General features: G+C 57.1%; 9 protein-coding genes and 1 pseudogene. 2 read left to right on the top strand and 8 right to left on the bottom strand.

Annotation, left to right across the window (positions count from 1 at the left end; translation table 11 throughout):
- The 8 genes and pseudogenes from E8E78_RS05995 to E8E78_RS05960 all read right to left on the bottom strand — a co-directional run.
- A partial coding sequence (locus tag E8E78_RS05995; protein ID WP_280337095.1) for a DUF6531 domain-containing protein occupies positions 1–1340 on the bottom strand: 1340 nt, incomplete at its 3' end.
- A 6-nt stretch (positions 1341–1346) separates the two neighbouring features.
- Positions 1347–1811, bottom strand: a complete 465-nt coding sequence (locus E8E78_RS05990) for a DUF1795 domain-containing protein (protein WP_016499542.1) — start codon at positions 1809–1811, stop codon at positions 1347–1349.
- Positions 1812–1844: 33 nt separating this feature from the next.
- Complete coding sequence (locus tag E8E78_RS05985) at positions 1845–2429, bottom strand: DcrB-related protein (protein ID WP_061204083.1); 585 nt, start codon at positions 2427–2429, stop codon at positions 1845–1847.
- Between the two features lie 10 nt (positions 2430–2439).
- Entirely contained in the window at positions 2440–4296 is a 1857-nt protein-coding gene (gene tssI, locus E8E78_RS05980) for a type VI secretion system tip protein TssI/VgrG (RefSeq protein ID WP_084967066.1), read from the bottom strand.
- 33 nt (positions 4297–4329) lie between these two features.
- Positions 4330–5028, bottom strand: coding sequence for a hypothetical protein (locus E8E78_RS05975; protein ID WP_049276442.1), 699 nt, complete (start codon positions 5026–5028; stop codon positions 4330–4332).
- A gap of 5 nt (positions 5029–5033) precedes the next feature.
- The gene (locus E8E78_RS05970) at positions 5034–6158 is read right to left on the bottom strand and encodes a hypothetical protein (protein WP_232861189.1); all 1125 of its coding nucleotides are present in this window, start codon (positions 6156–6158) and stop codon (positions 5034–5036) included.
- Between the two features lie 651 nt (positions 6159–6809).
- Positions 6810–7928, bottom strand: a complete 1119-nt coding sequence (gene tri1 / locus E8E78_RS05965; RefSeq protein WP_084967065.1) for an ADP-ribosylarginine hydrolase Tri1 — start codon at positions 7926–7928, stop codon at positions 6810–6812.
- A 76-nt stretch (positions 7929–8004) separates the two neighbouring features.
- Positions 8005–8404 (bottom strand): annotated as a pseudogene (locus tag E8E78_RS05960) (ADP-ribosylglycohydrolase family protein); the annotation flags it as partial.
- Between E8E78_RS05960 and E8E78_RS05955 the strand changes: the two are divergent.
- Both E8E78_RS05955 and E8E78_RS05950 read left to right on the top strand, forming a co-directional pair.
- Entirely contained in the window at positions 8393–8944 is a 552-nt protein-coding gene (locus E8E78_RS05955) for a hypothetical protein (RefSeq protein WP_084967064.1), read from the top strand. The pseudogene E8E78_RS05960 and the gene E8E78_RS05955 sit on opposite strands and share 12 nt — an antisense overlap.
- Before the next feature lie 522 nt (positions 8945–9466).
- A complete protein-coding gene (locus E8E78_RS05950; protein WP_016499530.1) occupies positions 9467–10216 on the top strand; it encodes a hypothetical protein in 750 nt (249 codons plus the stop codon).
- The last annotated feature ends 63 nt before the right edge of the window (positions 10217–10279 follow it).

The raw sequence follows: 10279 nt of genomic DNA, 5'->3' as shown, positions 1-10279 counted from the left end.
GTCACCATCAGGCCGTCGGCGTAGCTGAAGCTGCGCACGGTGTCGCCGTTGCGGTTGATCACCGCGCTCAGCTGGCCGTGTTCGTCGTAGCGGTACTGGGTGAGCGTTTCGACCGCCTCATTGTTGACCACGCGCTTGATGTCGGTCAGGCGCCCCAGCGGGTTGTCGTAGTGCAGGTGCACGCGGGTGCCGCCGGTGGCGCTGATGTCGGTCAGCGTGCCGTCGGGCGTGCGCGTGAAGTGCAGGAAGTGGCCGAGGGCGTTCTCGATGCGTTGCAGCGGCACTTCGGTGTTGGTGTCGGGCACTTCGCCGAAGTAGAAGAACAGGTTGTCGAGGGTCTGCAGGATGTAATGGCCACCCTCGGTGCACACCAGGTACACCTGCTCATGCGGGTTGTAGATTCGTTCGCCCGGTCGCAGGGTCACGAACGGGACTTCGCGGCCTTGGTTGTCGGTGAGGTAGATGAATGCACCCTGGCGGCGCAGGCTCTGCTCCCAGGGCAGCACCCAGCCGCGACCGAGCACGCTGTCGACCGTCAGGTCGCTGGCGTAGAAGCGCGACCACTCGATCGGCATCAGGCCCGGCAGGCTGAAGTCGATTTCATCGGGGATCAGCTTGCGGCCCGTCGTGAGGTCGACGGGGTTGCCGACCAGGCCGCCGATAGCCTTGCGGGCCACGGGTTCGACCACGTAGCGGCTGGCCACTTCACCGGCGACGAAGCCGGCAGTGAACTTTAGCGCGCAAGGCATGATGGCTTTCATGCCGGCTTGGCTACCGGCCTTGATCAGCTGGGCAATACCGCCTGCGGCACCGGCGATGGCCATCAGCACATCCACGGTGGTGCGCAGCCACTCCGGGACTTCATCGTCCACGGGCAGGTAGCGGTGGGTGCCGCCGCCGATGATGACGTTGTCAGAACCACCGGAAATGGTCGCGCCGCAGGTCAGCTTGTCGCCCTTGCGCGCAGCGGCCACGCTGTTGATGAATACATTGGTCGAGCCTTCGGCAATTTGCACCGGCCCCGGGTGTTTGTCGCAGGCGCCAATGCTTTTTTCAACACGCGCAGCCTTGCGGCTGTTGATGAATACATTGGGTGAGGCAGTGGTTATCGTCCCTGAAGGGGACGAGAACATACTGCCTATCGCCTCTCCGGCAGCGGTCAGCAAGCTGCCTCCAATACCAGCTGCAAGACCGGCCAGCAACGCCACGCCAAACCCGCAGGTGAACGTGGCGATCGCCACCGTGGCAACCAGCGCTATACCCAGGGCGGCGCCAATCAGGAAGCCCCCCAACGCGCTGGTGTGCGATATCTCGTCGCCGAACCTGGCCGCTTCGAACATGAGGGGTTACTCCTGTTCGCCGGGCTCGGAACGGCTTACGGGCGTGCGCGGAGTGAAGCTCGCCAGCAGGTTGTCCCAGTCCTGGTTCTGTTGGGCACTGAAATCGGCCTGTGCCGTGGTGGAGAAGATCAGCGCACGGCCAGGGCTGATGATGAAGGCGGCCTGGCGCTGGTAAAGCGGGCGGCCTTGGTTCATGTAATAGGCGTCGATCTGAATACCAGCAATGGGTGCGGTAGCAGAAAGCGCGACGGCCTTGTTGCCCAAACGGGTGTAGCCACGCAGCTTGGAGGTCAGCATCTTGACCTGGCGATCGACATAGGCCTGCAGGGCTTCGTCTGGCAGCAAGGTGTCACGCGAGATGGTGATGCTCAACGGCGCGGGAACACTGGCACCCAAGACGAACATGTTGACCGTGCGGTCCTCGAACCCTGCTGGCAGCGCTATGCCGCCTTCCTGCAACTCGTAATCCATGCGATGAAAATTCCTGATAACAAAAAATGGGGGTCAGCTCAGCGCGAAGCCATCGAGCATGCGGTCAAACTCGGCCAGCCACTGGCTCAGGCCCGGCTTGCTGGGGTCGATTACGCATGAGATATCCAGCCATTGCAGTGACTCGCTGCCGGCGATGGGCACCAGCGCGCCGACCAGGCGACCGTGGCGGGGCTCGTGGCCGGCATTGAAGTGAAAATCCACCACTTTGGCGGGGTTGCCGGCCAGGTGGCAGTCACGTTTGCGAATCACGCGCAGTTGCGGGCTCATTTCGCGCAAGGCCTCGATTGCACGCTCGAACAATTGCTCCAGCGGCTGCCTGGCGCGTACATCACGGCGGCGGATGCTGAGGCTGACTGGCTCGCCTTCATGCTCGAGGGTGGTCTGGATATCGCGGAAACGAAAGCCAACTGGAAATTGCAGGTTGAAACCCGCGAAGGTGAAACCGCTGGCCACATCCTGCAGCACTGCCGGCACGGGTTCCGGTGTGGGCACAGGTTCGGGCACATGAGCAGCTTCTGCCAGCTTGGCCAGGCGCGCTGCCTCCTCTTGCGCTTCGCGCCTGGCGGAGATGCGGTCGTAGATCGAGGGCTTGTACATGTACCTTGCCTCAGTCGTTGATCCGCACTGCGGCGCCAGTGATTTGGGTGGTGTCGGTACTGGTGGTCACGATGACTTTGCCTTTGATCTCGATGCCTTCCGGGGTCAGCGTGATGCTGCTGTCGCCCACCTGCAGGATGATGTGCTGCTTGGCGGCCACCTGGATGAACTGGTTGTCGACCTGCAGGGTGTAAGAACCTTCGGTCACCTGCACCACGGTGTCTTTCTTGACCGTTTCGGTGTGCGTACCGCCAACCGTAATCGAGCGGTTGTTCCCTACATCATGGGTCTCATCCAGCTCGATTTCGGTATCCATGTTGCGCTCGGCATGCATGATGATCTGCTCGGCGCCGGCCTTGTCTTCGAAGCGGAAGAAGTTGGCGGTACCGCCGTCGCCCTTCATCGAACGTGTCAGGAACCCACTCTGGGTCTTGTTCGCCGGCAGCGACCATGGCGGGGTGTTGGTGCTGTTGTACAGGCTGCCCATGATCAGCGGCCGGTCCGGATTGCCGTCAAGGAACACCACAACCACTTCGTCGCCTATGCGTGGGATCTGGATGCTGCCGAAGCCGCCGCTGGCGCCGGACTGGGCGACACGTACCCAGCAAGAGCTTTGATCGTTGAATGCTCCAAGCCGGTCCCAGTGAAACTGCAACTTCACGCGGCCCAGTTCGTCGGTGAATATTTCCTCACCGGGCGGCCCGACTACGATTGCGGTCTGCGGGCCGTTGATCAAGGGTTTACGCGTGCTTAGCTGAGGGCGGAAGGCGATTTTCCTACGCACGCAGACAAATTTATTGTGATAACCGGCTTGATCACCCGTCATATAATTGTTGCTGCCACGATGCTCTACGCTCAGTAACAAAAACTGCCGGTTTTCAGCATCACCTGAATCATGAACATAATGCTGGGTCAGTTCGAAGGTGTAGCCTGGCTTCATCGCCCGGCAATTGCTATCACCGTAAAAGGTCTTACCTACCAGTTCCAGAGCTTCGATACGATTACGCACGAGGTTCTCTCCGGCTTCGTAGGTGCCGTGAGTGTATTGACCTGGAAAATCATAGATTTCAAACTTGTCGACATCCCCCTGCTCATTGAGACTCTGCATGGTCACCGGAAGGAAATTGCGCGGCTGACGATAGTCAAAGGTTCGAACGGCGATCTTTCCGGATTGCAGTTGACGAGAGGCGTGCCACTGGGTAATCGAGTCAGCCGTTTCTGTTACGGACGCGGAATGAAAGCGAATTTGCGGTTGCTCGGGCAAAGGCAGTAGCGTACTGGAGTCATCCGTGATGATCATGACATGAGCATCTGCGGTGTGCTCAAAGTAGTAGAATAGCCCTTCATTCTCCAGCAAACGCTGAACAAAGTTGAAGTCGCTTTCGCGATACTGAGTAATGTAGCTATAAGGTTTCAACGATTTGTTCAGGCGGAACTCGTACTTTGCCAAGCTGCCGAAACCTGCAAACACCTCGCTCACTACGTCCTGTACCGTCTTATCCTGGAAGATTCGTGAATCGAAACGGCAAGTCAACATCCACAGCCAGGGCCCAAGCAGGGCAGAATAACGTACATAACCGCCATCACTCCCCTGGGTGCTGAAACGATTTATATACCCATTAATATAGCGAAAGTTGCCATCGGCAAGTTCTATTTCTACCGTTGCAAGGCGGCCAATCAAGGACTTTAGCTTAACATCAATGCGCTGACTCAGTAGTGCCAAATCCAATTGATAAAGGCGTGAAAGCCCCTCGCTCCCAGAAAAATGCTCAAGCAACAGATCTTCTTCGCTGTTCTGTGCAAAAGTATTGAGCTTGAACAGACGTCGATTCTGTGGGCTTAACAGGGAAATCAGGTCCGTCAACATAACGCTTCCTTGATAACTGATATTTAATATCGCTTATTGTCGGCTCTTGAGTGCAAAAACCCGAGCCAACCATGAAGCGTCGCGTAACGCACGCACATATTCGATCTCAAGAAATGTGTATTGACGCGCCTCACGACACTCGCGTTCTTTTAACGCCCTTAACGAAGCGATATTGGTGCGATTATAGAAGACCAAATACAGCGAAATGAAAACCATCACACACAGCACCACAGCCATAGAACTGTTATAGTTTTTTATCATCGGATATAGCAGACTACTCAACCCTGCACCAAACCCGCCCACAACCCACGAATTGGCCTGCTCGGGTTCGAATACTTCAACCCGCTCACCGCGTAACAGGAATGAAGTCGCCTTGCTTCTATGTCCATAGGCCAATGCGAAAGCCAGCGCAGTAAGAATGAGCGGCACGGCGCTGATCGCAAGCGCCGCTACGCCTCCCATTTTTGCTTGTTTGTACGTTATCGCCATTGACAGGACAAAGGCGAAAAGCGGCACGGCAGTCAAGCTGAAACAGAGGCGTAAGGACGCAAAATCAGCAAATCTTTCCGAGCGATAGGCGCATTTCACGCACCAGCAAAATGTAAGAAATGACGCTACAGCCATGGGCACAAAAACAATCTTCGGCGCAACCCCAAGTGTCAACACTGAAATCATAAGCGTCAAAAACCAGAAAGCCCAAATTCGCGCAAAAAACCGTTCGGTCGTAAACATCTAATTCAATCTTTCCCAGTCAGGTAATCGCCAAAATCAGTCCCCCAACCGGTTGCGTCATCACTCAAGGTGAATTGAATAGCTGCACCGACCACAAGCGAAGCAACTATTACGACGATGGCCGGCCCGCCAATCATGCCAATAATCACGCCACTGGCGTATGCTGCCGCGTTGGCTGGCTGACTGTAAGCGGATTTGCGCAAGAATTCATCAACGCTCGAAGAACTACTAATATCCAGAGCCAACTGTGGGCCAAATGCTAATGCTGACCCGGTCATGCCGCCCGCAATAAACTTCCCTGCCCCCTTGCTGCCATAAGCGGCGCTATCAACATGCGCAACTTTTCGCAACTCTCTGACAGTGTCGTAGGCTGCAATCCTGATAGAGTCGTTAACCAGCTTGCCATTGACCCTATACATACTGGCCTTTGTGTTCGCCGGCACCTCAAAAAACAAGTTACCCCCAGAACTCACTAACTTTATTCGGCCCCGGAATGCACGACGAGGCGACACACTACCGGCTTTTCCGCGGGAAGCAGCCCATTTTTTCAATTGCTTCTTTGTTGCCGGGGTGAGGTCCAACAGGTTTTCTACTTTTGTGTTCATTGACCCGGCGTGAATGGCGCCACCGACACCGGCCAAAGTACCAGGCAAGTTAGCCGTCGAAAATAGAACCGGGCCTACGACTGGAATAGATTCAGCTTTTTTCTTCAATGCCAAAAGCTTATCTGCCCCCACGCGGCCAGCGCTGACCATTTTATTTAATAGCCCAACAAGCTTTAACGCATAATCTTCTGCTTCTTCAGCAGTCAAGTCGCTCTGCTTGGCGCTCAGTTCCGCAATCAAGAATTCTGCGGCGTCCAGATCGTTAGCAGTATATCTGCCCCCGATATCCAGTGTGGAGGGGAAGCTCCTGGCTGCGACAGTGCTTGGCCAAGGCAGCTCGCCCTGTCCAAGCAGGCCATCTTGCGGACCCAGCCCCATCGGGTCAGCTGCGGTACAGGGGTAAATGCCTTGATTCAAACTCGCCCCCCCACCCATGGCGGGATGCAAGGTCCTGGAACACGCGTCGATCTGACGCAGAGCAAAGGGGCAGGTACCAGATACAGCTCCATGCCATTGATACTCCATGTTGAAAAAGGCCAGCGCTCGCACTCGCCACGGCCATTGCGTTCAGTGAGGCGTAAGGAGCCCGCCCTCCGCTGCGACTCCTGACCTTTCAATTAGTTCACTGCTGCCATTGAAAAATGCCACTCTCATCACATTTCCCTCTGAGCAGAACCTGAAAGCGTGCAGGAAACAACGAGCCGCTTCATTCTGTCAACCGAAAAAGTCAATCACAAATCGCAACAAGTGACATCAATAAGCCATCACCCTCGACATCGGGAGCGCTTATCAAGCGCATACAATACGAAAAATAACAAACAGTTACAGATATCTTGTAATACGCGACTCTATTCGACCAGTTGAAATTCATTCAGGCTCTGTTCGACGGCACCGAAAAGCATAAATCCATGCTGAACAGGCTGATAATTTGAGCAATAGCTAGCAAAGGATTCAACCCACAAAGACGAATAACTCGCCGAGGCCTTGCCTCATGTTTATTACATTGCAGAACACTACATAGCCCGCACACGACTTGCCAGCACACAAGCTGATCTGCGCCTGTGGTTGCCGCAAGCATTTCACTGGCGAGGAACCAGCGAGTAAGGCCGGAGCAATGCAACCCACCATGTCACTTGAGTATTTAGACAAAGCGCTCGCGCTGACGATCACTGAACCCTATCCGTGCCTGTCGTAGAGAAGGTCATCGAGCTCATCGCCCAGCGGCGCCAGCTCGAACAGCCGGCTCGCCAACCTACGAATATGCTGCGACCAGGCCACCTTGGCCACCCACTCCGACGGCATGCCCGATACCCCGTAGAGCGCCCCCGCAATCTGCCCTGCCGTTGCAGCGACACTGTCGGCATCATCGGCAAGGTTGGCGGCCAGGAGGATCGCGTCCTTGAAGTTGTCGGTGTTCCATACGGCCCACAGTGCTGCTTCCAAGGTATCGATGACGTAGCCGGAGGAGCGGATCTGTTCGCGGTTCTTTTGCTTGTACTCGCCCGCATTGATGATCATCGGGCGAGGCCGCAACGAACGCACCGCTGGGGCCAGGGCCTCTTCCTTGTCTGCACCGTTGAGCGCCAGATGCAGCTGTGCCGCAAACAGCTGACAGCAGTTCACTGCCTCGTCGGCGTTGTGGGTCACGCTGCTTTGCGTGACGCTTTCCCACCAGCTTGCCGACAGCGAGTGCCGGCGGAAGATTGCCGTAGGCGCAAGGCGGATGATGGAGCCATTGCCAGCCGTCGAGGGGTCATAGTTGCCTTGCCAGGTAATGCCCTCGCGCAGCCAGCCTTCAAGGGCATTGCGCGTGGCATTGCCGATATCGAAACAACGACCGTTGGCACTGTTTTCCCCGCGCCGGTACCAGCGGACCAAGGCATCTGCGTAGGTGGCGTAATCGAACTTGCCCTTGCTCACATACGTGTCTGCCAGGCACAGCGCCATGCTGGTGTCATCAGTCCACTCACCCGCAACAAGGTTGAACGGGCCACCCCCGACCATGTCGCTCACCTGGCCCCTGTCGCGGGCCTGGAACTCGAGCGTGGTGCCTACCGCATCGCCGATGGCCAGGCCAAGCAGCGCGCCCTTGGCGCGGTCCAGTGCCTGCTCCGCGGTCAATGTGCAAGCCCTGGAATGCAGCCAGCTTGGCTTGACCGCCGGCGCCGCTGGCGCAACAGGCTGCAAGGTGTAGTCCATCCGCTGCTGCAACTGCCGGGAGGGCTCCGGCGACAGGTGCGCATAACGTCGCACGTAGTCGGCCAGCAATGCGTTTGAGCTTCTTAGATCGATCATGGGATTTCTTTGAGAATGAATTGGGTAACGGAGCCATTGGCGTATCAACGGTACCATTGCCTGCGGTCGAGGCCTTGATATTGCCGATGTCGAAGCAACGGCCGTTGACGCTGTTTTCAGTCTGCCGGTACCAGCGCGCCATGGCATCGGCAAAGGAAGCGAAATCGAATTGGTCGTTGGCCCTTGGCCCTTTGTAGCGTAGGTGCCCCCAGGCACAGGGCCATGCTGGTATCGTCGGTCCACTCACCAGACGCCAGGCGCAAAGGAGTACCGCCGACCCTATCGTAAACATGCCCTTGATCGCGCCGCTGACACTCCAGCGTCGCGCCTACTGCATCACCAATCGCCAGATCAGGCAATGCGCCCTGAGCGCGATCCAGTGCCTGGTCCTGTGATAACGTCCAGGATCTGTTGTCCAGCAATGCTGGTTTGATCTGCGGCCGCCAGGGAATGCTCAGGCACACATGAAAGACCATCCCGAACTCTACGTAAGGTCCCCTGTTCTTTTCCGGCTTACGGCCATCGGTCTGATGCTGTCCATGCTCGCCATGGGAGCACTGGCGGTGTACGCCTTATGGACGGATATCGTACCCCTCTACGGCCGGCTCTACCGTAATGCGCCGGTCGTGGAAACCCCGCTCAAAGCTTTCTTCATGATTGCATTCATTCCCCTGGGGCCTTGCCTGATCGTTGGTAGCCTGATCGCCGCATGGACCGGTCGAAAGTTTGACCCACTGAAAACCTCTTGGCTGCATGGGTTCCAGCTACGCTCGCTGCAACTGACGGTTGTGCTGATGGTTATCGTCGCACCGACAATGATTACGCTGACCACAGCAACGCTTTCGGCAAAGGGCTACTGGTCGTGCCCGAAGCTCAGGATCTCGGGCTCCGGTTGGCAGATGTTCTGGGTTAACGATGAACGCGTGTGCTTCAAGCCGGATCATTACATCAACGACAATTGGCCATGTAAGGCAATCAATGGCAGAGACGTTTGCGTACAGGTCGATGGTCGCTGAGTTGGATGCAACCGGCTGCGCCGGTGTTCGCGGGCAATCCCGCACCTACCCGCACCTACTAGCATCGCGCTAGCTATCGCTTTTGCACAAGACAGTTACCCCGCTGGATGCGACGAAACTCGTCGCATTGCCATCATCCTGACGCGCTTCCCCAACCCGCAACGCGCAGGCGGCCAGCGCACAAAATGAGAACTGACTCACTTTTTGAAAAAAACTTTTTACCAATGATTTTCATCTCTTCCCAGCCCCTTTCGCACCCAGTCTTTAGGGCTTAACCCCCCAATTCCTGCGACCAAGCGCACTGTCAATATCACAGCGCCATTATTGCGTAGCGTCGTAAAACACTGAAAAAATCGCCCCGCCCGCCGGAACTTCTTCCCCAGCGAGGTGCCCTAGTCGGCATTGCTGGCAACACAATATTCATGTGCCAGCACTCAGATTTGCCGCAGCCGATGGCTCAATTTCAGGTCGACGCCACTGGCGTTCAGGACGATCAAGCAGGCACATGGACGCGATGTACCGATGACACAATCATTCGATGTCGAAGCACTGATCAAGCTGCGTAGCCAGACGCGGGCGATCTCCGATGCGCTGAAGGCGCAGGCGGCGGATTACCTTGCCACCGTGGCACCGCTGATCCGTCCGCAAACCCTGTTTGGCGAATACCTGCAAGGCGCCCAGCGCAGTAGCGGGCGCGAAACCCAGGGCCACTTCCAGGCCCTGGTCGAGCTCTACGAACGTATCGGCTCAGCCGCGCCGTTCCAGCTGGTCACCGAGCTGGAAGTACCGCTGAACCTGATCAGCACCACCCCCGAACTGTTCCCGCTGGAATACGACAAGGTCCTCGAACAGAGCGGCCAGACCATCCGTATCACCAGCCCTACCCGCTGGGTAGTGGGCTTCCACGCCTTCGACCTGGCGCGGTTTCGCAATGTCATCAAAGACCCCAACCGCAGCAGCGCCGAGCTGTACCGCTTCGTGGTGCACTACCTCGTGCTGTTCTACTGCCTGAGCAAGTCGCCTGGCCTGGGCCGGCTGTTCGAAGGCCTGCGCTACGGGCTGAGCTTCGAACGCCTCAAAGGCTTTGGCGACCTGCCGTTCTGCGTCATCAGCTCGCCGGTGCGCTCGGAACTTCCCGACGATTCGGTCATCCGTAGCAGCACGCAAATTGCCGGCAACACCAGCTTCGAAGAACTGGTGGGCCGCGACAACATTCTGGAAATGAACGACGACATCCGTCAGCGCCTGCTGCTGACGATCGAAGGACTGTAACCCGCAGTGCCCCACACCGGGCCGCGCAATGATTCGCAGCGAACTGCTAGCACTGGAGAACAC

Source organism: Pseudomonas sp. BN505, assembly GCF_029873175.1.
Classification (GTDB): Bacteria; Pseudomonadota; Gammaproteobacteria; order Pseudomonadales; family Pseudomonadaceae; genus Aquipseudomonas; species Aquipseudomonas putida.
The sequence above is the reverse complement of the archived record's forward strand: the minus strand, read 5'-3'. Positions and strand labels throughout refer to the sequence as shown.